A 22,003-nucleotide genomic window follows, 5' to 3' on the forward strand; every position below is an offset into this window, starting at 1 on the left:
GACGCTCATGCCGGGGGGGCTGCTGCAGTATGCGCATCGGGCCGCGTGCGCAAACGCGGCAGCAACCCGACGAGCAGCGGCACGCCCACGATCGCGGTCGCGCTTCCGGTCGCGATCACGTGCGCGGAAAACATGTCGGCCCGCGCGGCCGTGCGCACGATTTCATCGGTGAGCCACAGCAGCGCCGCGCCGGTGAGCGGTGACCACACGAGCCGCGCGCGCAATTGCCGCGCGCCGGCCAGGCGGGCCAGCAACGGCGCGGCCAGGCCGATGAAGCCGATGACGCCCACTTCGGCGACCACGAACGCCGTGAGCGCGACCGCGACGAACAACGCGGCGCCGCGCACCCATCCGACCGCGACACCAAGATGGCGCGCCGTCGTGTCGCCTGCGTCGAACAGACTCAGCGGACGATAGAGCAGTGCGGCGGCGCCCGCGCAGGCGGCGAGCTGCATGCCCAGATGCAGCGTCGGTTGCCAGCCGTTCTGGTCGAGCGCGCCGCCGCCCCAGATCTGCAAGCCTGCAAGCCGGTCGAAATGCACCACCGAGATCGCGAGACTGATCGCGCCGCAGTACAGGTTCACGACCATGCCGCCGAGGATCACGCCGAGCGGCGACATACGTTGCGCCCATGCCAGCGCGAACACGACGAGCATCGCGGCCGCGCCGCCCGCCAGCGCCAGCGTGCTTCGACCCATGGCCAACCAGCCGGGCATCCAGATCGTCGCGACAGACAGCGTGAGATACGCGCCGGGGAACACCCCGAGCGTCATGGGTTCCGCGAGCGGATTGCGCAGCACCTGTTGCATCAGCGCGCCCGCGAGACCGAGTGCGGCGCCGCACAGCAGGGTCATCGCGACGCGCGGCAGCAGGCTGTAGTGGACGAGCAGGGCCCCCACGTCCTGCGTGTCCGCGGTGGCCGCGAGCGCGCGCCACAAGGATGCGCTCGCCAGTGCGCGATGCACGTCCGTGGCGGTGAGGCACGCGGCGAGTACGGCCATGGCGCCGACCAGCGCCAGGCGCCGATCGCTTGTCCGCGCGATGCGTCCGGCCAGCACGAGATTACGCAAGGCCGCCTCCGCCTTGCTCCAGTGTGGCCAGTGCGATCGAGACGGCCGCGGCGAAGCGGTGCATCGACACGAGTCCGCCGAAGGCCGCGATCATCGGCAGGACTGCGACGCGTTTCTCGCGCACGGCAGGCAGCGCACGCCACAACGGGCTCTGGTTCAGCGCGGCACGCACGGCGGCGCGCAGCGGACCGATCAGCAGGATGTCCGCGTGCGGAACATCGAACAGGCGTTCCAGCGCGACGGCGGCCGAACCGGTGACGGAGGTGCGCCACGGCGTGGCGACCGTTCGGCTCGCCGCGTCGCGAGGATGGGCGGCATTGTCGACACCGATGCGCGCGAGCACGTCGTCGAACAGGCTACCCGTGCCATAGACGCGAAAATGTCGCTCGTCGAGTGCTTCGGCGACGATCACGGCTCGCGCCGGGTGAGCCCCGGTGTTCGCGATCCGGGTGGCCACCGACGCGAATTCCCGTTGCGCGGCGGCGATCAGCTCGGTGGCGCGTAGCGGCGCATCGATCGCTCGCCCCATCGCGGATGTTTCGTCGCAGAGCACCTCGAGAGGCCGTGCAGCGCTCATGTATGTGCCGAGCGTGAGCGTCGGCGCGATGCGTCGCAGCGGCGTCATCAACGCGGCATGCGCCGGCGTGACGATGATGAGATCCGGCGCGAGCGCGAGCAGCACCTCGAAATTCGGCTGATAGAGCAGGCCGACATCGGCGACGCCGGGCGGCAACGGCGGCGTCACGATGCCGCTCGCATACCAGTCGGGCAACGGAATGCCGACGGGCGCGCGCCCGAGCGCGAGCAGCGTTTCCGTGAGTTCCCAGTTGAGCACCACGATGCGATGCGGGAACCGCGTGACCGCGGCAGCGACGCATGGCGCGGAGAACCATGGGCCTGAGCCGGCGAGCGCGGTGAGCGCGACGAGCAGTTGCCGGCGGCGCGGATTCGCAACGAGCAGGTTCATGCCGGAAACCCCAGACGCCGCCCGCTGACCGGATCGGCACTCACGCGCATCGGCACGCCGTAGATCGATTCGAGGTGCACCGGGTTCATGATGTCGGCGGCGCGCTCGCGCATCAGCAGACGGCCCTCGCGCAGCGCCACGATACGGTCGCAGAACCGCGCGGCCATGTTCACGTCGTGCAGAACGACGACGGCGCTCATCGCCCTCGTCGCGCAGAGCGTGCGCACGAGTTCGAGCACGGAGAGCTGATGGTTGAGGTCGAGCGCCGACGTCGGTTCGTCGAGCAGCATGCAGCGGCAGTCCTGTGCGACCAGCATCGCCAGCCATGCACGCTGACGCTCGCCGCCCGACAGGACGTCGACGGGACGATCGGCGTGACGGAGCACATCCGCTGCACGCATCGCGCGCTCGACGTGCGCGGCGTCTTCTTCCCCGAAGCGACCGAGTGCGCCATGCCACGGGTAACGCCCGAGGGCGACCAGTTCGTGCACGGTCATACCGTCGGTGGGCGGCGTCTGCTGCGGTAAATACGCGACCTGACGCGCGAACTGGCGTGCGCCCCAGCCGGCGAGCGGCTTGCCCGCGTAGCGAATCGTGCCGGCAGTGGGGGCGAGCTGACGAGCGAGCAATTTGACGAGCGTGGATTTGCCCGAACCGTTGTGCCCGACCAGTCCGGTCACGCATGCGGGTTCGAGCGCGAGATCGATCGATTGCAGCAGGGGACGGCCGCTGGCGACGTACGACACGCGTTCGAGCGAGAACGTCGCGGCAGGGCCGGTGTTGCCGCATGCGGAGCGGGCTGCTTCGTCGCGCACGATTGGGCTCATGCCGCGCTCGCCATGTCGTTGCCGCCCGTACGCCGCGCATGGTCCGCGCCGGCCGTGTCGGCGGTAATCGCGGCGATTCGCCCGTTCTCGAGCTTGACGAGCCGGTCGGCAAGATCGAAGTAGCGATCGTCGTGCGTGATGACCAGCACGGTCTTGCCGTTCGCCTTCAGCGCGGGCAACAGCGTGCGATAGAACACGTCCTTGAAGGCCGGGTCCTGATCGGCCGCCCATTCGTCGAAGACATAGAACGGTCGATCCTCCAGGAATGCGACCAGCAGCGCGAGGCGTTTGCGTTGACCTTGCGAAAGGGCGAGCGTGGAGAACGTGCCGTGCTCGATGCGCACCTTGTGGTCGAGTTGCAGCGCGACGAGCAACGTACGTGCCATCCCTTCGCGTTCGCCGGTCAGGCCGAGCAGCGAATCGAACAGATGGAAATCGCTGAAGACCACCGAAAAACGCTGTCGATACGCGGCGCGCGTCGCGTCGTCCACGGCGACGCCGTCGACGAGCAGACGGCCGCGCTCGGGCGCGTAAAGGCCGACGAGCAGCTTCGCGAGCGTGGTCTTGCCGCTGCCGTTGCCGCCGACGAGATACACGAGTTCCCCCGCGTCGAAGGTCAGATCGATGGGCCCGAGCGTGAACAGGCCATCGTCGCTTTCGCGCACATAACGATGTTCGACACCCTCGAACACGATGCACGAGAATCCCTCGGCCGGGGTCGGTGCGGCGGCGGAATCGGCGTGATTGCCTGGTTCGGCCGGCAGCGCCGCCTCGAGCTCGCCGATGCGCTCGAACGCAACGCGTGCCGAGTTGAGCGATGGCAGCGCGGCGAGCAGCCCTTCGACCGGCATGATCAGATAGAGGAACACGAGCGCGTAGCCCGACATGACGTGCGCGTCGGCGCCGAACAGATGCGCGAGCACGAAAGTCGTCAGGCCGACGAAGCCGAACAGCAGCAAATTTCCCCAGCTTGCCGCGAGCGCGTGCAGCACATAACCGCGCGTGCGCTGCACGCGCACCGCCTCCACGTGCGGTGCGAGCTCGCTACCGACGAACGCGTTCGCACGCGCGCGATGCAGCTTGAGTTCCTTGGCGCCGTCGAACAACGCGCGAAACCGGTTCAGCAGCTTGTCCTCGCGGTCGCGCGATGCGCGCAGATGACGCAGCGCGCGGGTGCTCACCAGCTGCGTGCCGAGCGTGCCTGCCCCGAGCACGCCCAATGCGACCGCGAGGATCGGCAGCGACAGCATGCCGAGGTACGCGAGACACCCGACGATCACGGCGCCCTGCATCGCCATGGAGGGCAGGCTCACGAAGAACACGACGATGCTGTCGAGATCCTGGGTCAGCGCGCCCATCGCGCGGGCCGCGCCGCAGCGCTCCAGATCGCGGAACGACGCGGCGGTAATGCGGCCGATCGTCTGCATGCGAAGTTGCGCCTTGACGCGTTGACCGAGATACATGAATAGCGCCTGCGAGCCGATGCGCGTCACGAGTACCAGCGCGGCGAGCAGCACGAAGCGCATGCCCAGGTGCATCAGTTGTGCGCCCGACGCTTGCAACGCCTGATTGATGAGGGCCACGAGCGCCGCGTTCGCGAAGCCGCTCGCGAGACTCGCGAGCAACGCGACCGGCAGCAGCCAGCGTGAGTAGCGGATCAATGAGGCAATCAGAGGCATAAGTGGCGGAAGGTTCGTGCTGACGTGCAGGCTGCACGTGTCGTGTCTCATACATGAGAATGAGACGTATTAAATATGTCGGACGGGATTTGGCCGTGACCATTGATGGATAAGGAGATTAATGCCTCAAGCCGCCGAAAGGTAGACACCCGATATCGATTTTTTGACAAAATTTGGTGAATTTGAAATATCATGGCTCACCTCCTTTCGACCGTCTCCGATGAAGGCCTTCCTGCTCAAGCGCTATCCGCTGGCGCGGGTGCCGCTGCCGCGCGAAGTGGCCGCCACCCTCGTGAATTACCGTCAAGGCGAACGCGTTGCCTGGCATCAGCATCGTCATGGCCAGCTCGTCTTTGCAGCCAAGGGCGTCGTCCGCGTGCTCACACCGGCCCGCACATGGACACTCCCGCCGTCGCGGGCGGTGTGGCTGCCGTCGGACGTCGATCACGAACTGCACGCCGTGGGCGACACCGCGCTATGCAGCGTCTATGTGGAGCCCGAGGTGTTTCCGTGGTCCTGGGAAGAACCGGCGGTCATCGCCGTGTCGGTGTTGCTGCGGGAGCTCGCGCTCACGGTGGTCGACGGGGCGGATACTTATACGGCCACGAGCCGCGCCGGGCTGGCCGCGTCGTTGCTGATGAAAGTGCTCGCGGAAACGCCGAGCCTCGCCGAGCCTGGTGTGCCCTTGCCACGCGACGAACGCCTGCTCAAGCTGTGCGAGCACATGATGAACGACCCCGCAAGCGATCTCACGCTGGACTTCTGGGGCGAGCAATTCGGCGCCAGCGGCCGTACGCTCGCGCGCCGGCTGCATGCCGAGACGGGGCTGACGTTCGTGGCCTGGCGGCAGCAGATGCGTGTCGCGGAAGCGATCACGCGCCTCGCGCTCGGCCAGTCGGTTGCGCAGGTGGCGAAGGATCTCGGGTATCGCAGCGCGAGCGCGTTCATCGTCATGTTCCGGCGGATCACCGGCGAATCGCCGCAGCGATATCTCGCGGCAGGTTGAGCGGCATGATTCGGACGGTCGGCGGTTCGGCGACATGACCGGCGGGAAACACGGAAATGGTGCAGTACCGGTCGCAATCGAAGTATGCTGTGGCGCGGCACGGCCCGTGCGCGATACGCGTCGCGCAACGGACGGCCGACCCGCGCCGTGAGTCATCCGGCGACCAGAAAAACAGACTTCGCCGGGAGTGGGGACGGTCATCATGACCATGCTGCGTTCGTGGGGTGCGATTCTTTCGTTGCTGGCGCTCGTTGCGTGCGCCAGCCTTCCGCCGCAGGCCGATCGCGCGCCGACGCATGCGTACACCGATACGGAACACACCCGCCTGGGCGCGGCGTTCCAGCAGCAGGCCAGCGCCCATCCCGGGCAGGATGCGTTCCATCTGCTGACCGATCCGGTCGATGCGCTGGATGCGCGCGTGCTGCTGGCCGACCGGGCCGACCGGTCGCTGGATCTTCAGTACTACATCTGGCACGACGACCTGACCGGACATGAACTGGCCGATGCGGTCATTCGCGCGGCCGATCGTGGCGTGCGCGTGCGCGCGCTGCTCGACGATCTCGGCACGAACGCGGACGACCGCAAGCTGCTCGAGATCAGTTCGCATCCGAACATCGAGATCCGGTTGTTCAATCCGGTGGCCACGCGCCGGTTCAAGAAGATCGGCACGGTGTTCGAGTTCGCGCGCGTCAACCGGCGCATGCACAACAAGGCGATGATCGCGGACAACCAAGTGGCGATCGTCGGTGGCCGCAATATCGGCGACGAGTACTTCGGCGCATCGTCGATGCTGGAGTTCGGCGATCTCGACGTCGTCGTCCACGGTCCGGCCGTGAAGGACATCTCGACCGAATTCGATACGTTCTGGAATTCTCCGTACGCGTATCCGATCGATGCGCTGGTCGGGCACGATGCGGCGCCGGGCGGGCTCGATCGCGAGCGCGAACGGCTGCGCGACTACCTGCGGGCGATGGAGGACAATCCGTACGTGCTCGAGGCCCGGCAGCGGCTCGACCAGATCGTGCATGGGCAGGGCACGGAACTGTCGTGGGGGCACGCGACGGTGCTGTACGACGATCCGTCGAAGATCGCGCATGCGCCGAAGGACGCCGACGGACACCTGATGCCGCAGCTGCGCGCGCTTGCATTGCAGCCTCGGCACGACCTGCTGATCGTGTCGCCGTATTTCGTGCCGGGCAAGGAGGCCGTCGAACGATTGCGGGCGCTTACGGCGCGCGGCGTGCGCGTGACGGTGCTGACCAACTCGCTTGCGTCGACCGACGTGGCGGCCGTGCATGCCGGCTATCGGCATTATCGAAGCGATCTGGTGAAGGCCGGCGTGCGGCTCTACGAGCGGCGGCCGTCGGGCGACAAGAGCATTTCGAAGCAGGTCATCATCGGCTCGTCGCGCGCGTCGCTGCACGCAAAGACTTACGTGTTCGATCACACGAGCATTTTCATCGGATCGATGAATCTCGATCCGCGCTCGTTGAACCTCAATACGGAGATCGGCGTTTACTGCGAGAGCCCGGCGATTGCGTCCCAGGTGGCGAACGATCTCGAAGCGCGACTCGACCGGATCGCGTGGCGTGTCGAGCCGCGCACCGATGCGGCCGGGCAGGGGCGGCTCAAGTGGATCCAGACCGATGCGGACGGGAAGGTCACCGAGATCGATCACGAGCCGGAGGTTTCAGCGGCGCGACGAATGGAAGTCTGGTTTCTGGGGTTGTTTCCGATCGAATCGCAACTGTGAGCGCCGCTCAGCGGCGCGGGCGGCCGAATCGTTCGATGACGGCCGCGAACTGCGTCGTCGCCGTTTCGATCGTCGCGTCGTCCAGCCCGGAATAGCCGAGCACGAAGCCGTTGTACGCGCGGCCCTCGCCGACGCGATAGCTGCTCAGCGGCTGCAGCAGCAGGCCATGCGCGGAGGCGGCGCGCGCGACTTCGGCGTCGTGCAGCGGCGCCGCGAGATCCGCCGACAGATGCATGCCGCCCGGGCTGTCACGCACGCTCAACACGGTGCGGAGGTGGCGCGCGAGGGCCGACTCGAGGCGGCTGCGCCGGTCGGCATAACGCGACTTCATCGTGCGCAGATGCCGTGCAAAGAGGCCGGTGTCGATGAATTCGGTCATCGCGAGCTGATCGGCCGAATGACCGCGATGGACGAGCTCGCGCAGCGTCCGGGTGAAGTGCTCGACGAGGGCTGGCGGCACGACCATGAAGCCGAGCCGAAGCGCCGGAAACATCGTCTTGCTGAACGTGCCGAGATAACAGACCGGCGCGTCGGGATGCAGGCCCTGTATCGCGGGCAGCGGCTGGCCGCCGTGACGGAATTCGCTGTCGTAGTCGTCCTCGATGATCCATGCCCCGCACGCGCGTGCATGCTCGACGAGCGTTGCACGCCGTTCCGGGCTCATCAGCGCGCCGAGCGGGTATTGATGCGAGGGCGTCGTATAGATCAGCCGGGGCGGCTGGTTACGCCACTGCTCGTCGGTGGGCGCCATCCCTTCGTGATCGACCTCGATCGGCACGAGATTCAGGCCGGTCGACCGGAAGGCCGTCCGGGCGCCGTTGTAGCAGGGGTTCTCGAGCCAGCCGTATTCGCCGGGATTCGCGAGCATGCGCGCGCACAATTCGAGGCTGCCTTGCGTGCCGTCGGTGATGAATACCTGGCCTGTGTCGCACCGCACGCCGCGCGACACGCGGATGTAGGCGGCCACCGCGCGCCTGAGTTCGGGCAGCCCTTCGACCGGGCCATACGCGAGCTGCGCGGGCTTGATGGTTTTCCACGCACGCTCGATGCAACGACGCCACTGCGCAACCGGGAATTCGTCCAGTGACGGGAGGCCGGGGACGAACGGCAGCATGCGTTCGGGCTCGGGATCGGCGCTCTCCAGCCCGTGCACGCGCGCCGACAGTTGCACTGCCGGCGAGCCGTCGTCATGCGTGGCGCCTGCCCGGCCGCATCCGTCCCATAGCGTGATCGTGCCGTTGCGCGTGGCGGCCACGAAGCCTTCTTCCGCCAGGCGCTCGTACGCATAGACCGCCGAATTACGGGCAATGCCCAGCTCGGCCGCGAGCACGCGCGTCGATACGAGCCGCGTGCCGGGGGGAAGATGCCCGTCGAGCAGCAGTGCGCGCAGGCTCCGGTACAGCGCTTCCTGCTGGCTGTGTCGAGTCGTGCCGTCCTGCCGGGAGCGCGACGAGATGAGCAGCGCGAGATCCATGGGCTGGTTCCAGAAATTTCCGTTGTGCTGGTTCTTTTGAAGATGCCACGCGCATCGTATCGTTCACGTTCTTGCGATGTGCCCCGGCGCGCGGGGCGTTCCTGCGATCGTCGAGCGTATTGCACGCGCGTATTGTGATCGATTTGACGCGCGGCTGTCGACGCGCCCGGCGGCCGTACATGCGGGCGTCAACGCCCCACGATACCGATTTGATTCACTTCGCAATCCGAATATATGAAAATCATGACCGCCATTTCTTCCTCGCCGCTGACCACCATTCGCCGCCTGTCCGAGCTGGCCAGTCACGATCGCGCGATGCTCCACCGCATCGTGGACGAGGCCTATGTCTGCCATATCGCGTTCGGCGACGGCGAGCACACGCACTGCATCCCGACCGCGCACTGGCGGCGGGGCGACGACCTTTATATTCATGGATCCAATGGCAGCCGGATGATCAAGGCGCTATCGGCGGGCGTGCAGGCTTCGGTCGCGATCACGTTGCTCGACGGCCTCGTGCTGGCGAAGTCGGCCTTCAACCATTCGATGAATTACCGGTCCGCGGTGATCTACGGGCGGTTCGACGCGGTGGAGGACGGTGCGGAAAAACGCGCGGCGCTGGACGCCTTGATGGACAAGATCGCGCCCGGCCGCAGGCATGAAGCGCGGCCGGGCAATTCGAAGGAAATCAATGCGACCAGCGTGCTGCGGATTGCGATGGACGAAGCGGCGGTGAAAATCAGCGATTCGCTGCCGTCCGACAAGGACGAGGATCTGGCGTTTGCGGTGTGGACCGGAATACTGCCGCTGAAGACGGCGCTCGGCACACCGGTGCATGCGGACGGCGGCGTGCCCGTGCCGGACTACGTGCGGAGCTGGGCCGATTGATCGGCGGATCGCCCGACGGCAGCGCGGCATTCGCGCTACCGTCGGCGGGACTTACCCCGGATGATGCTCGTGCGACTCATGCTGCGGGTGGGATTCGGGCGGGTGCGGATGCGGCGCCGCCGCGTGCTCGGTTGCCGGTTGCCGAGGGCGCGGTGCCGCGTGTTCCTGCAGCGGCGCTTCGGCGTGCGGCTGCATCTCCTTGCGTTGCTGCTGCTGAGCCTCGTTGCGTTGCTGGGCATCCGCGCGTTGCTGCTGCGCTTCGTTGCGTTGCTGGGCGTCCGCGTGTTGTTGCTGCGCTTCGTTACGTTGCTGGGCCTGCGCGCGTTCCTGTTGTTGCGCTTCGTTGCGTTGCTGCAGCGCTTCGCGTTGCTGCGCCGCGTTATGCTGTTGCATTTCCTCGCGTTGTTGTTGCTGTGCTGCCGCATGATTTTCCTGCGCGGCTGCACGCTCCTGTTGCATCGCCTGCTGCCGCTCGTTGTGCGTCGTGCCGGACGGATGCTGCGCCGGTGCCACGGCATGTGGCGCATTCGCACGGTTTTGCGCGAATGCTTCTGGCGCGGGTCGCGTGCCGGGGCGCGCGTCGTTCGCGCCAAAATGCGGCATCGTCATCGGCGCTGCGCCCGCGCGCGGCGCCATGGCCTGTCCGCGCATCGGTTCGGCACCCGGCTGTGCGGCATTGCGTTCGATCGTCGTGTTGTTGGTGGTGACGTTGCCGCCGTAGTTGTTCGTGATGCGCGTGTTGCGGATGTTGGTGATGTTGTTGATCACGGTGGTCGACTTCGTCACGTACGTGGTGTGGTTGTACACCACGGCCGGGCGCTGCCACCCGCCGTTCCACCTTGGGCCTTCCGGATGCGGTGCCCCCCAGTTCACGCCCCACGCATGCCAGCCCCAGTCGTGGTGTCCGAAGATCGCGGCGCCGACGGCGATGCCGACGCCGAACGTGATCACGCTGGCCGCCACGACTTCGCCGGTGCTGTATGCGGGCGGCCGGTAAACGTAGCCGGGGTAGGCCGATACCGGCTCGCCGTAGACGACGGTCGGATTGTACGACGGCACGTACACGACATCCGGCTGCGCGGGCTCGATCTCGATTGCCTGCCCGGGCGGCGGCACGATCGCCCGCCCGGCGTACCCCACGGGCGCGTCGGTGGCCGGCGTATAGCCGGTCGGCGCGGCCCGCGCGACTTGCGTGACGCGTATCTGGCCGCCCGAGCGGAGATGGCCGGACGTCTGGGCGCGCTGGCGCATCACCTGGATCGCGTTCATCACGTCGGTCGGATCGTTGTAGTACGCCTGGCCGAGCGACGTGGTCCAGACCGGGTTTGACGCCATCTGCGACAGCACCGCGGGGAAGGCGGTCAGCGCCTTGACGGACGGGTCCCACGGCTGCGCATCGGCGGCGGCCGCGAGTGCCTGCCCCTTCAATGCCGGATTCTGCGTGACCCAATTGTTCGCGGCGCTCACCTGGTCCGGATACGTCGCACCCGCCAGCACCAGCGCGACGAGCTTGTCGGGGAACAGCGCGATCGGCGCGACCATCTGGTAGAGCTGGTCGGCGCTCGGCGGCGTGTAGGCAACGGGTGTCGAGGCCGGCTGCGCGGCCGCCGCCGCGCTCGCGTCGCTCGCCGGTGCGGCGGGGCTGCCGTCGCCGTTCTTGTTGCAGGCCGACAGGCCGAGCAGCGACACGATGAGGGACGAAGCGATCAACGTCCTGACGGGGCGGTGTGCACGTGTGTTGTTCATGTTGTTGTCCGTTCGGTGTGGAGGCAGCGTTGGCAGGCACGCGGGCTGCGCGATCGGCTTGAGCACCGTGCCGCGATCGTCCGCGCCTGCGCCGGCGGCAGCGGCCGGCGCAGGCGGCAAGATCGTGTTCGCATGATGGAAGTCCCGCGACGAATCGTCATATTCGGTTAAACGCACGACACGCGCGGAAGTTGTCGGAGCGTTGTGTAACAGTGTGTACCTTGCGGTCCGTAAGCGGGCGGGCACCCGGCGGGTAAGGAACCTGAAAGTTGCTGGCGCAACGATTGCAAGGTCGGCGCGCGTATCGTCACGCCCGATGCTGCTTCGCGAGCTGACGCGGAATGCAGAAAACCCGCGACGGCTTGCACCTGTCGCGGGCTTTTACGCGGTTGCGTGCGGTCCCGGGCGCGCGTAACGACGCGCACGCGGAACCGCGTCGGTCATCGGCGCATCAGCGTGCGAAGTCCGACGTGCTCTGGATGAATGTATTCAGCTTCGAGATGTTCACGCTGCCGAAGCCCGTCGTCGCGTCCCAGCCGGCCTTCGCCTTGTAGCCGTACGTGCCGCTGCCGTTGTTGCCGGACGTGACGTCGTGCAGCAACGCCGCGTTGGACGGGAAGTACTTGTAGATGCTCGACGCGGGGAAGCCGAGCGCATTGTTGTTGGCCGACTGCAGCCGCGCCCAGATGCCCGTGAAGATCGGCGCGGCGAGGCTCGTGCCGCCTTCGTTGTTCAGGTAGCCCGAGCCCCACAGCGTGTCGGAGGTCTGGCCGTTCACGACGAGAATCGCGCCGGTGCGCAGGTCGGCGTCGAAGCCGACGTCGGGCAGCGCGCGCTTGGTCGAGCCGGTCAGGGTCGACGACTGCCACGTCGGCGCGGCCTCGTACTTGCTGTACCCGCCGCCCGTCGACCACACCGTGCCCGGCTGCCAGCTCGGATCGTTCCAGACGATCTCGCTGTTGTACGCGTTGGTCGACGTATTCGTGAACAGCGTCGTGCCGCCTACCGCGATCACGTACGGCGACGTGGCCGGTTCGCTCACCGTGTAGGTCGAGCGCGACGGCGTGCCGCTCGCGCATTCGTACGCGCCGTGGTCGCCGGCCGACACGGAGAAGGTCTGCCCCTGCGCGACCGCCTGTTTGAAGATGGTGTCGTCGGTGGCCTGCGAGCCCGTGCTGTTGGCGGACGATTCGCACACGCCGAGCGACACGTTGATCACCTTCGCGACGTTGTCGGTCACGGCCTTGTTGTAGGCGGCGGTGATCGCGGTGAGCGTCATCGACGGCGCCACGTAGAACACGACCTGCTTCACGGCACCGCCTGCCGAGCCGACGATCGACTGGCTGTCGAGGTTCCATTCGACGGTGCCGTCGGTGTCGGTGTACGAACTGCCGGACGGGCCGGTCTTCACGATGGCGCTTGCGATCGTGCCGAGGCCGTTGTTCGCCGCGAACGTATTGAGGTCGCTCACCGTCTGCGACAGGTCGCCTTCGGAGATGACGCCGACGGTGGTTTGCGACGCGTTCGGCACGCCGTCGCCGCCGTAGATCGACGAGAACTCGGTCGGGTTGTGCGGCACCGCCGACGCGCCGGCCGGAATCGTCAGGTTGCTGGTGTTGCCTTGCGGCTTGCTGCCCGCACCGGTATGCATCAGCTCGACGTTCTGCAGCCCGAGCACCGCACCCACGATGTTGCCGATCGCGTTCGGCACTTGCGCGGCATCGGTATTCGCATAGACGCTGCGGCCGTTGCGCGTGAAGCGCTTGAGCGTCGTGCGGAATGCGGACTTGACGGTCGCCGCGGTGCCGGACGCGGATACCAGCAGGCGGTTCGGCGCGACCACGATGTTCACGAAACCTTCCTTGCGCAGGTGCGCGACGACGGACGCGACCTGCTGGTCGGTCGGCGCATATTGCGCGGCGAACTGCGCCGGCGTGAGGAACTGCCTGTAGTGCGGCGAGCCGGGCGTATGCAGATCGCGCAGGTACTGGTCGAGTTGCGCCTCGTTGCGCAGGTTCAAGCCGAGCACGATGTCGACCGATTCGCCGGGCGCCATCTCGATGGCCGAGGCGGCAGCGGCGGCCGTGCTCGCGGCGGGCGCGCCGGCGGTACCGGCTTCGCTCTGCTGCACGAGCGGCAGGAATCCCTTGGTGCGGGTTTCCGTCCAGCCTGCCGCCGGTGCGGCATGGGCGGTCGCCATGCCGAACGAAGCAAATGCCGCGGCGGCGAGTGCGAGCTTGACGATGCGAATGTGCTTGTGTTTCTTGTCTGCAACCTGATTCATTTGAATTACCCCTCCGGTTGAACATCGAACGGCACGAACAACAACGGTCGACAGCGGTGCGGATCGTGCACCGCCGCTTGCTGCCGCATGCGTGCGGATGGCACGGACGCGACAGGGCCTTTCACCCGATCCGGAGAGATGGGTTTGCTCCGGGGGCGAAATACGGAAAACGCGATAACGGGAGGGCTGCGTCGCGCTGCGAGGCAGCCGCGCCGGACTGGATGCGGGCGGGATTGCTAGAGCAACAGTTTCGTTGTCCTGCTCATTTGATTCGATCCTTCGGCCCGCTGCCGGATGACAGCCGTCCAATGAGATGCATCGGGATATTGCATGCGCCGGTGTGCGAGAAAATCAGCCGGCGGCGAGCACTGCGGTGCGGCGGAAGCGAAAAAACGTAGAGCGGAATCGATTGCGTGGTGAGCAATCCGTCAGATTGCTTGCATCGGAAGTTATCAAGAACGAAAGCGCAGTGTCAAACTTTTTTTGATTATATGAAACAAAATTAAACCGAATAAAGCGCAATGATTTTGAAAAGATCGACGGCATTTTGTAATGATCGAAGCCGGCAAGAAAGGTAATGCCGGAATCGATTCGTCGATCATTTCCGATTCGTTTCGTAATGGCCGGTTGCTATCGAGGAAATGCTCGAATGGCCGGCGGGTGCCGCGGGAGGTCGAATTCGAGAACGGCATTGCCGCGGGGCGAGGCGAGATGGCGCAACTGCCCGCCGTGCGCCTGGACGATCGCGCGCGCGACGAACACGCCGAGCCCGGATTCGGCGAATCGTCGCGAACCTTCGTCTTCGATCCGGACGACGGCGCCCGCGGCGCGGTCTTCGACGAAGAGCTTCAGCGTGGCCGGCGCGGAATGGCACCGCATGTCGTCGAGCAGCGCGAGAACGGCCTGCCGGATGCGCGCGCCGTCGCAGGTCACGACGGTTGCGTCGGTCGTCAGGTCGATGACGAACCCCGCTTCTCGAAACGCTTTGCGGACCGAATCGATGGCACCGACGATTTCGCGGTCGAGCGCCGTCGAGCACAGGTCGAGTGTCAACCCCTCCGGTCGTTCGGCAACCTGAAGGTCGTCGACGAACCGGAACAGGTCGTCGACATGGTGAAGCAGCGTGTCGCTTGACGATGCGTCGGCTTCGTCGACGAGCCCCTTGATGGCTTCGAGCCGGGTTTCGAGTGCCCGGAGATGTTTCAGTTGATGGGTCATCGCATTGAAGTCCTCGATGAAGCGCGGCAGGCCGGACATGCAGCCGTCGCGGGAAATCGCACGCGCCGACCGGTCGCCGGCGGCGATGCGGGCGGTGTCGGCGGCCATCGCGTCGAGTGCCGCGAGCGTACGGCGCATCTGCCGGAACAGGTCGAACGCGGCGGCCAGCAGGCACACGAACAGCACCGTCGCGAGCATCAGGTAAGTGGACGCGCTGCCGATCATCGTGCCGCCCGCTGCATCGTGCGGAAATGCCGCCGGGTGACGCGACGCGACGCGTAAAGCAGGAAGGCAACGGTGCAGGCGGTCAGCACGGCGACGATTGCGCCCAGGCCGATCGCCTGTCCGATTTGCCGGCCGGGCTTCGCCGGCAACGTCACTGCAGGCCCCGCAGCCGGTAGCCGACACCGCGCATCACTTCGGGCATGCCCGGTGCGCCGGCCTGTTCGAGCTTCTTGCGCAGCCGGCAGATGTGGCTGTCGACCGTGCGCTCCAGCGCGCTCACGTCGGCCATGCACGCATCGAGCAGTTCGCCGCGCGTGAACACGCGGCTCGGCGATCGCGCCATGTGAGCGAGCAGCCGGAATTCCGTCAGCGTCAGCGTGATCGGTATCTCGGCGGAATCCGTCCGCACGCGGGCCAGATAGCTGTCGGTGTCGATCTCCAGGTTGCCGACGCGCAACATGAGCGCCGCCGGTGGCGCGGCCGACCGGCGCAGGATCGCGCGCAGCCGCGCGACGACTTCGGCCGGGTTGAACGGCTTGACGATGTAGTCGTCCGCGCCGGCGTGCAGCGCCTGCAGCCGGTCGAGGTCGCGGTCGAACGCGGTGAGGACGACGACGGGCGTGTTGCCGCGCCGCCGCAGCTCGGTGAGCACGTTCCAGCCGTTTTCCCGCGGCATCTTCACGTCGAGCAGGATCAGGTCGGGCTTCAGGTGCGGCTGTACGTCGAGCACCGCTTGCCCGTCGGCGACGCGGTAGGTGCGAAAGCCGTCGTGCGTCAGGTATGCATCGAGGATGTCGGAGATATCGGGTTCGTCTTCTGCAATCAGTATCAGGGAATTCGTCATGGGGTTCGCCGTGCGATGTCGAACAATCGGGGCAGCCCGTTGCCGGGCCGGATCGCGCCGTTCCGTCCCGCTGCCGCGCGGGGTGGGGCGGCGCCGTTCGTTCAGTTCTGCACCACGCTCGGCGACGGTGCGACGTCCTTGTCCGTCAGGCCGCCGCCGAGCGCCTTGTACAGTGCAACGGCGTTGCCGAGCTCGCTGCGACGCAGGTCGAGCAGCGCCTGCCGTGCCGAGTAGAGCTGCCGCTGCGAATCGAGCAGTTCCAGCCGCCCCTCGACACCCGCGCGATAGCGCAGGTTCGACAGGTCGGTGCGGCGCTCGGCCGAGCCGACCACGCGCGTCTGCGCGTCGATCTGCCGTCCGAAGGTCTCGCGCCCGGCGATACCGTCGGCTACTTCGCGGAACGCGGTCTGGATCGAGCGTTCGTACTCGGCGACGGCACTCGACTTGCGCACTTCCGCGAGACGCAGCTCGGCGCGCAGGCGCCCGCCCTGGAAGATCGGCACCGTGACCTGCGGCGCGAAGCTCCACGTGCGTTGTCCGCCGTCGAACAGGCTGCCCATCGCCGGGCTGAGGAAGCCGATCGACGACGTCAGCGACAGGCGCGGGAAGAACGCTGCGCGTGCGGCGCCGATATCGGCATTGGCGGCGACGAGATTCTGTTCGGCTTGCTGGATATCAGGACGACGGAACAGCAGTTCGGACGGCAGACCGGCCGGCAGTTGCGTCATCACCGGTTGCTGCTGAAGCGGCACCGGCTCCGGCAGATCCTTCGGCAGATCGGTGCCGACCAGCAGGCGCAATGCGTTGCGTGCCTGCTCGACGGCGCGCGTGCGCGCTTCGAGATCGGCCGTGGCGCTCGCGACCTGGCCTTCGGCCTGTGCGATGTCGACGCCGCTCGCCTGATGCGCATCCTTCAGGCGGCGCGCGAGGTCGAGCGACTGTCGCCAGTCGGCGAGGGTGCGCTCGGACAACTGGCGTTGCTCCTGCGCGAGGCGTTCCGCGAAGTACGCGTCCGCGACGCCGCCGACCAGCGAGATCTGCACCGCGCGGCGGCCATGATCGGTTGCGAGGTAGCGCGCAAACGCCGCATCCGACTGCGACTTCACGCGACCGAACAGGTCGATCTCGAACGCGCTGATGCCGACGTTCACGCCGTACTGGTTCTGCGTCGTGCCGAACAGCGGCGGACTCGACTGCGTGTCGTCCGACGTACGCTGGCGCGTGAAGCTCGCGCCGGCGCCGATCGACGGCAGGCGCGCGGAGCGCTGGATGCCGTACTGCGCTTCGGCGGCCTCGACGTTCAGCGCCGCGACGCGCAGGTCGCGGTTGTTCTCGAGCGCGAGCTCGATCAGCCGCTGCAGGCGGCGATCGCCGAACATCGTGCGCCAGCCGAGATCGGCGGCGTTGGCCTGGAGGTCGGCGGCCGCGGCGGCCGTGTAGGCCGTCGGCACCGGCATCGAGGGCTTGACCAGCGTCGGCGCGAGCGAGCAGGCCGACAGGGCGAGGACGAGGGGGAGAATGAGCAATCGCATGGCATCAACCTTCCTGTCCGTGAGTCGGGGCGGCCGGCTGCTTGCGGGAAGCCCGCCATGCGCCGATGCGCTCCTGGATGCTCGTCACGAACACAAAGAAAACAGGGACGAAGAAAATGGCCAGCACCGTGGCGGTCACCATGCCGCCGAACACACCGGTACCGATCGCGTGCTGCGTTTCGGCGCTGGCACCGGTCGCGATCGTCAGCGGCACGACACCGAGGCCGAACGCGAGCGAGGTCATCAGGATCGGGCGCAGGCGCAGCTTCGACGCCTGCACGGCCGCTTCGACGAGCCCCTTGCCTTCCTCGCGCAGCTGCTTCGCGAATTCGACGATCAGGATGGCGTTCTTCGCGGACAAGCCGATCACGGTGATCATCCCGACCTTGAAGAACACGTCGTTCGGCAGGCCGCGCAGCAGCACCGCCCCGATCGCGCCGATCAGGCCGAGCGGCACCACCAGCATCACCGACAGCGGGATCGACCAGCTTTCGTACAGCGCGGCGAGCACGAGGAACACGACGATCATCGACAGCACCATCAGCATCGGCGCCTGCGACGCCGACTGGCGTTCCTGCAGCGACTGGCCGGTCCACTCGACCGCGAAGCCCGGCGGCAGTTGCGCGGCGAGACGCTCCATCTCGGCCATGGCCGCGCCGCTCGACTGGCCCGGTGCGGCGTTGCCCGAGATCCGCGCGGACGGGTAGCCCTTGAAGCGCACCATCTGCAGCGGCGTCTCGGCCCATACCGGGCGAACCACTTCGGACAGCGGCACCATGCCGCCGGCCGCGTTGCGCACGTACAGCTTCATCACGTTGTCGATCTGCATGCGCGCCGGCGCGTCGGCCTGGATGATCACCTGCTGCATGCGGCCCGCGTTCGGGAAGTCGTTCACGTAGGTCGAACCCATCGCGGTCGACAGCGTGTCGCTGAGCGTCGTGAACGACACGCCGAGCGCTTGCGCCTTCGCACGGTCGATTTCGAGGCGGATGCTCGTGCCGGCAGGAAGGCTGTCCGGGTACACGCCCGCCACGACCTTGCTTTGCGCGGCGAGTTCGAGCAGCTTGACTTCCGCCGCCTTGAGCGCCGCCGCGCCCTGGTTGGCACGGTCTTCCAGACGCATCGAGAAGCCGGAGCTGTTGCCGAGTTCGTCGATCGCCGGCGGCAGCAGGCTCATCACCGTGCCTTCGGTCACGCCGGCCATCGCTTGCTGCGCGAGCATGCCTTCCTCGAGGGTCGACGCGCCGCCCCGGTTCTTCCAGTCCTTCATCACGGACCAGTTGATCGCCGCGTTCGGACCTTGCCCCGAGAAGCCGTAGCCGATCACGGAAATGCTCGACTGGATTGCCGGACGCGAGGCAAGATGCTTCTCCAGCGTCTCGACCACGTCGTGCGTACGTTCGGCGGTAGCGTCCGCGGGCAGCAGAAAGCTGGTGATGAAGTAACCCTGGTCCTCGTCCGGCAGGAACGACGACGGCAGGCTGCGGAAGCCGAACACCAGGGCGCCGGAGATCGCGACGAACACCAGCATCACCCGGCCCGTGCGGCCGACCAGGCGGCCGACGCGCGTCTCGTACCATTTCGTCAGGCGATCGAAGCGGCGGTTGAACCAGCCGAAGAAGCCGCGTTTCTCGTGATGGCCCGGTTCGAGCGGCTTGAGCATCGTCGCGCACAGGGCCGGCGTGAGCGTCAGCGCCAGCAGTGCCGAGAACAGGATCGACACGGCCATCGACATCGTGAACTGCTGGTAGATCACGCCGACCGAGCCGCTCGCCATCGCCATCGGCAGGAACACCGCGGTCAGCACCAGCGTGACGCCGATGATCGCGCCGGTGATTTCCTTCATCGCCTTCGAGGTCGCGTCCTTCGGCGACAGTCCTTCCTCGGCCATCAGGCGCTCGACGTTCTCGACGACGACGATCGCATCGTCGACGATGATGCCGATCGCGAGCACCATGCCGAACATCGTCAGCACGTTGATCGAGAAGCCGGTCATCAGCATCACCGTGAACGTGCCGAGCATCGCGACCGGCGCGACGATGGCCGGAATCAGCGTATAGCGCACGTTCTGCAGGAACAGGTACATCACGAGGAACACGAGCACCATCGCTTCGAGCAGCGTGTGCAGCACCTTCTCGATCGAGATCTTCACGAACGGCGACGTGTCGAGCGGAATCGAGTAGGTCATGCCGGACGGCATCGACTTGCTCAGTTCGGCCATGCGCGCGCGGATCGCGTCCGCGGTCTTCACCGCGTTGGCGCCCGGTGCGAGCTGCACGCCGGCGAGGGTGGCCGGCTTGTTGTTCTCGCGGCTCACGAACGTGTAGTTCTGCGAGCCGAGTTCGATGCGTGCGACGTCGCCGAGCACGACTTTCGAGCCGTCCGCGTTCGCGCGCAGCACGACCTTCGCGAACTCCTCCGGCGTCGTGAGCTGGCCCTGCGCGGTGAGCGGCACGGTCACGCGCTGGCCCGGCAGCGCGGGCAGCGCACCGAGGCTGCCCGGCGCGATCTGCACGTTCTGCTGGCCGATCGCGGTCGTCAGGTCGCTCATCGACAGGCCGAAATTGATCAGCTTCTGCGGATCGACCCAGATGCGCATCGCGCGTTCGGAGCCGAACTGCAGCACCCGCCCGACGCCGTCGATTCGCCGCAGTTCCTCGGACACGCTGCGCGCCATGTAGTCGGCGAGCGCTCCTTCGTCGAAGCGGCCGTTGTCGGAGCGCAGGCCGATCAGCATCAGGAAGCCGGACGACGCCGATTCGACGATCAGCCCGTTCTGGCGCACGGCCGCCGGCAGGCGCGGCTCGACCGACTTGATCTTGTTCTGCACGTCGACCTGCGCCATCTCCGGGTTGGTACCGGGCTTGAACGTCACGGTGATCTGCGCGGAGCCGGACGTATCGGCCGACGATTCGAAGTAGAGCAGGTTCCTGACGCCGGACAGTTCGCGTTCGATGAGGCTCAGCACGCCGTCGTTCATCGTCTGCGGCGTGGCGCCCGGGTAGTTCGCGGTGATCGTGACGGACGGCGGCGCGACCGACGGGTAGCGCGCGACCGGCAGTTGCGGGATCGCGATCAGCCCCGTCAGGATGATGAAGAGCGCGATCACCCACGCGAACACCGGGCGTCGGATAAAGAATTCAGCCATGACTGGTGGCTCCTCGTGACTCAGTGCGCGGACGCGGTGGTGGCCGCGTCGGGCGACTTCCAGTCGATCGCGGCGGCCGGCGCGCCGTCGATCAGGCGTTCCATGCCTTCGACGACGATCTTCTGGCCGGCCTGCAGGCCCGACTTGATGCGGTAGCTGCGGTTCGTCAGCTCGCCGACCTCGACGGCCTGCAGATGCGCGGTGCCCTTCGCGTCGAGCACCCACACCTGCGGCTTGCCGCCCGCGCGCACGACCGCCTGTTGCGGCACCATCACCGCGCTGGCGTAGTGCGCGCGCGGAATGCGGGCACGCACGTACATGCCCGGCAGCAGCTGGCGTTTCGGGTTGTCGACCAGCACGCGCAGCAGCACGTCGCCGGTGCCCGGATCGACGTTGACGCCCGAGAACAGCATGCGTCCCTTCACGTCGAAGCGCGTGTCGTCGTCGCGCAGCACGTCGACCGGCAGGCCGTTGCCGGTCGCGCCCGGCTGCGCGGCAAGCGCGCCGCGCAGCGATTCGAGCGACGCGGCCGGCTGGCGCACGTCGACGTAGACCTGGTCGATCTGCTGGATGCGCGCCATCGGCTGGCTGTCGGTGCTCGACACCAGCGCGCCTTCGGTCACGAGCGCCTGGTCGATGCGGCCGGCGATCGGCGCCTCCACGGTGGCGAATTTCAGGTCGAGCTGGCGGCGCGCGAGCGTCGCGCGGGCCTGCGCGACGTCGGCGGCGGCCTGGTCGCGTTGCGACACGGCGTCGTCGTACACCTGGCGGCTGATCGCATCGGCCTCGACGAGCGGCTTGAAGCGCGCGGTCTGCACCTTCGCGCGTTCGAGCGCGGCCTGCGCGCGCTGCAGCGACGCGGCGGCCGTGTCCATGTCGGCCTTGAACGGCGCCGGATTGATCTGGAACAGCGGCTGGCCCGCGCGCACCTCGGTGCCTTGTTCGAACAGCCGGCGCTGGACGATGCCGCTGACCTGCGGGCGGATCTCGGCGATCCGCACGGCCGCGACGCGGCCCGGCAGGTCTTCGCTCACGTCGAGGGGCGCGGCCGCGAGTGTCATCGCCGCAACCGGGATGGCCGGTGCGGCGGCCTGCTGTTCGGCGGGTCCGCACCCCGCCAGTACTGCCGCCGCCAGCGCGCATACCGCGCTGTAGCAGCATCGTTTCTGATTCTTCATGGCGACTCCAGGAAATGCAGGCAGTCCATTGCCTGCTTTGACGGAGCGGAGTGTGCGTGGATTAGTTGGCGTCTTTTATGCGGAAAGATGGAGATTCGATGGAGCCGGCGAAAGGAACCGAAAAGAGGGGGCGTGCGTCGCGACGGTCGAACGAATGGGGGCGGGGC

16 protein-coding genes are annotated in these 22,003 nt (G+C 67.0%); 3 read left to right on the plus strand and 13 right to left on the minus strand.

The genetic code is table 11. The features are described 5' to 3' along the window. Positions 1–5: 5 nt before the first annotated feature. From HWX00_RS36760 to HWX00_RS10250, 4 genes are read right to left on the minus strand one after another with little or no spacing between them, the layout of a single operon-like run. On the minus strand, positions 6–1,070 hold the full coding sequence (locus HWX00_RS36760; RefSeq protein WP_244131159.1) for an iron chelate uptake ABC transporter family permease subunit: 1,065 nt from the start codon (positions 1,068–1,070) through the stop codon (positions 6–8). After that, complete coding sequence (locus HWX00_RS10240) at positions 1,063–2,037, minus strand: ABC transporter substrate-binding protein (protein ID WP_175028176.1); 975 nt, start codon at positions 2,035–2,037, stop codon at positions 1,063–1,065. The genes HWX00_RS36760 and HWX00_RS10240 overlap by 8 nt, the downstream gene beginning before the upstream one ends. Further along, complete coding sequence (locus tag HWX00_RS10245) at positions 2,034–2,864, minus strand: ABC transporter ATP-binding protein (protein WP_034185747.1); 831 nt, start codon at positions 2,862–2,864, stop codon at positions 2,034–2,036. Before HWX00_RS10245 ends, HWX00_RS10240 begins: the two co-directional genes overlap by 4 nt. Beyond that, positions 2,861–4,543, minus strand: a complete 1,683-nt coding sequence (locus HWX00_RS10250; RefSeq protein WP_175028175.1) for a cyclic peptide export ABC transporter — start codon at positions 4,541–4,543, stop codon at positions 2,861–2,863. The genes HWX00_RS10245 and HWX00_RS10250 overlap by 4 nt, the downstream gene beginning before the upstream one ends. 220 nt (positions 4,544–4,763) lie before the next feature. Here HWX00_RS10250 and HWX00_RS10255 point away from each other — a divergent pair, with 220 nt between their 5' ends. Together HWX00_RS10255 and HWX00_RS10260 are read left to right on the plus strand one after the other, a co-directional pair. Next, the gene (locus tag HWX00_RS10255; protein ID WP_034185749.1) at positions 4,764–5,549 is read left to right on the plus strand and encodes an AraC family transcriptional regulator; all 786 of its coding nucleotides are present in this window, start codon (positions 4,764–4,766) and stop codon (positions 5,547–5,549) included. Positions 5,550–5,751: 202 nt separating this feature from the next. Next, positions 5,752–7,302 carry a phospholipase D family protein gene (locus tag HWX00_RS10260; RefSeq protein ID WP_175028174.1) on the plus strand — a complete coding sequence of 517 codons (1,551 nt, stop codon included), beginning with the start codon at positions 5,752–5,754 and terminating at the stop codon, positions 7,300–7,302. 7 nt (positions 7,303–7,309) lie between these two features. On the opposite strand, the gene pdxR is transcribed toward HWX00_RS10260, so the two are convergent. Then, positions 7,310–8,776, minus strand: a complete 1,467-nt coding sequence (gene pdxR, locus HWX00_RS10265; protein WP_175028173.1) for a MocR-like pyridoxine biosynthesis transcription factor PdxR — start codon at positions 8,774–8,776, stop codon at positions 7,310–7,312. Positions 8,777–9,010: 234 nt separating this feature from the next. On the opposite strand from pdxR, the gene HWX00_RS10270 reads away from it, so the two are divergent. Beyond that, positions 9,011–9,661: a pyridoxamine 5'-phosphate oxidase family protein gene (locus HWX00_RS10270; protein ID WP_175028172.1), complete on the plus strand. Its 651-nt coding sequence runs from the start codon at positions 9,011–9,013 to the stop codon at positions 9,659–9,661. A 51-nt stretch (positions 9,662–9,712) separates the two neighbouring features. Here HWX00_RS10270 and HWX00_RS10275 read toward each other — a convergent pair whose 3' ends face one another. The 8 genes from HWX00_RS10275 to HWX00_RS10305 all read right to left on the minus strand — a co-directional run bounded on the left by HWX00_RS10275 (position 9,713) and on the right by HWX00_RS10305 (position 21,836). Continuing rightward, positions 9,713–11,407, minus strand: a complete 1,695-nt coding sequence (locus HWX00_RS10275) for a DUF3300 domain-containing protein (RefSeq protein ID WP_175028171.1) — start codon at positions 11,405–11,407, stop codon at positions 9,713–9,715. Positions 11,408–11,858: 451 nt separating this feature from the next. Continuing rightward, on the minus strand, positions 11,859–13,691 hold the full coding sequence (locus tag HWX00_RS10280) for a S53 family peptidase (RefSeq protein ID WP_034185753.1): 1,833 nt from the start codon (positions 13,689–13,691) through the stop codon (positions 11,859–11,861). Positions 13,692–14,321: 630 nt separating this feature from the next. Beyond that, positions 14,322–15,134, minus strand: coding sequence for a sensor histidine kinase (locus tag HWX00_RS36765; protein ID WP_244131160.1), 813 nt, complete (start codon positions 15,132–15,134; stop codon positions 14,322–14,324). After that, positions 15,131–15,289 carry a hypothetical protein gene (locus HWX00_RS36770; RefSeq protein ID WP_226193640.1) on the minus strand — a complete coding sequence of 53 codons (159 nt, stop codon included), beginning with the start codon at positions 15,287–15,289 and terminating at the stop codon, positions 15,131–15,133. The genes HWX00_RS36765 and HWX00_RS36770 overlap by 4 nt, the downstream gene beginning before the upstream one ends. After that, the gene (locus HWX00_RS10290; protein WP_175028170.1) at positions 15,286–15,978 is read right to left on the minus strand and encodes a response regulator; all 693 of its coding nucleotides are present in this window, start codon (positions 15,976–15,978) and stop codon (positions 15,286–15,288) included. The genes HWX00_RS36770 and HWX00_RS10290 overlap by 4 nt, the downstream gene beginning before the upstream one ends. Positions 15,979–16,079: 101 nt before the next feature. Continuing rightward, entirely contained in the window at positions 16,080–17,510 is a 1,431-nt protein-coding gene (locus HWX00_RS10295) for an efflux transporter outer membrane subunit (protein WP_175028169.1), read from the minus strand. A gap of 4 nt (positions 17,511–17,514) precedes the next feature. Beyond that, on the minus strand, positions 17,515–20,658 hold the full coding sequence (locus HWX00_RS10300) for an efflux RND transporter permease subunit (protein ID WP_175028168.1): 3,144 nt from the start codon (positions 20,656–20,658) through the stop codon (positions 17,515–17,517). A 20-nt stretch (positions 20,659–20,678) separates the two neighbouring features. Then, positions 20,679–21,836, minus strand: a complete 1,158-nt coding sequence (locus HWX00_RS10305) for an efflux RND transporter periplasmic adaptor subunit (protein WP_175028167.1) — start codon at positions 21,834–21,836, stop codon at positions 20,679–20,681. Between the last annotated feature and the right edge of the window lie 167 nt (positions 21,837–22,003).

It is taken from the genome of Burkholderia seminalis DSM 23518 (genome assembly GCF_902832885.1).
GTDB classification, from domain to species: domain Bacteria; phylum Pseudomonadota; class Gammaproteobacteria; order Burkholderiales; family Burkholderiaceae; genus Burkholderia; species Burkholderia seminalis.

Bases quoted from the DNA above. Each gene is read 5' to 3' on its own strand.
- HWX00_RS10240 (WP_175028176.1), bottom strand. From the start codon at position 2,037: ATGAACCTGCTCGTTGCGAATCCGCGCCGCCGGCAACTGCTCGTCGCG.
- HWX00_RS10245 (WP_034185747.1), bottom strand. From the start codon at position 2,864: ATGAGCCCAATCGTGCGCGACGAAGCAGCCCGCTCCGCATGCGGCAAC.
- HWX00_RS10250 (WP_175028175.1), bottom strand. From the start codon at position 4,543: ATGCCTCTGATTGCCTCATTGATCCGCTACTCACGCTGGCTGCTGCCG.
- HWX00_RS10255 (WP_034185749.1), top strand. From the start codon at position 4,764: ATGAAGGCCTTCCTGCTCAAGCGCTATCCGCTGGCGCGGGTGCCGCTG.
- HWX00_RS10260 (WP_175028174.1), top strand. From the start codon at position 5,752: ATGACCATGCTGCGTTCGTGGGGTGCGATTCTTTCGTTGCTGGCGCTC.
- pdxR (WP_175028173.1), bottom strand. From the start codon at position 8,776: ATGGATCTCGCGCTGCTCATCTCGTCGCGCTCCCGGCAGGACGGCACG.
- HWX00_RS10270 (WP_175028172.1), top strand. From the start codon at position 9,011: ATGAAAATCATGACCGCCATTTCTTCCTCGCCGCTGACCACCATTCGC.
- HWX00_RS10275 (WP_175028171.1), bottom strand. From the start codon at position 11,407: ATGAACAACACACGTGCACACCGCCCCGTCAGGACGTTGATCGCTTCG.
- HWX00_RS10280 (WP_034185753.1), bottom strand. From the start codon at position 13,691: ATGAATCAGGTTGCAGACAAGAAACACAAGCACATTCGCATCGTCAAG.
- HWX00_RS36765 (WP_244131160.1), bottom strand. From the start codon at position 15,134: ATGATCGGCAGCGCGTCCACTTACCTGATGCTCGCGACGGTGCTGTTC.
- HWX00_RS10290 (WP_175028170.1), bottom strand. From the start codon at position 15,978: ATGACGAATTCCCTGATACTGATTGCAGAAGACGAACCCGATATCTCC.
- HWX00_RS10295 (WP_175028169.1), bottom strand. From the start codon at position 17,510: ATGCGATTGCTCATTCTCCCCCTCGTCCTCGCCCTGTCGGCCTGCTCG.
- HWX00_RS10300 (WP_175028168.1), bottom strand. From the start codon at position 20,658: ATGGCTGAATTCTTTATCCGACGCCCGGTGTTCGCGTGGGTGATCGCG.
- HWX00_RS10305 (WP_175028167.1), bottom strand. From the start codon at position 21,836: ATGAAGAATCAGAAACGATGCTGCTACAGCGCGGTATGCGCGCTGGCG.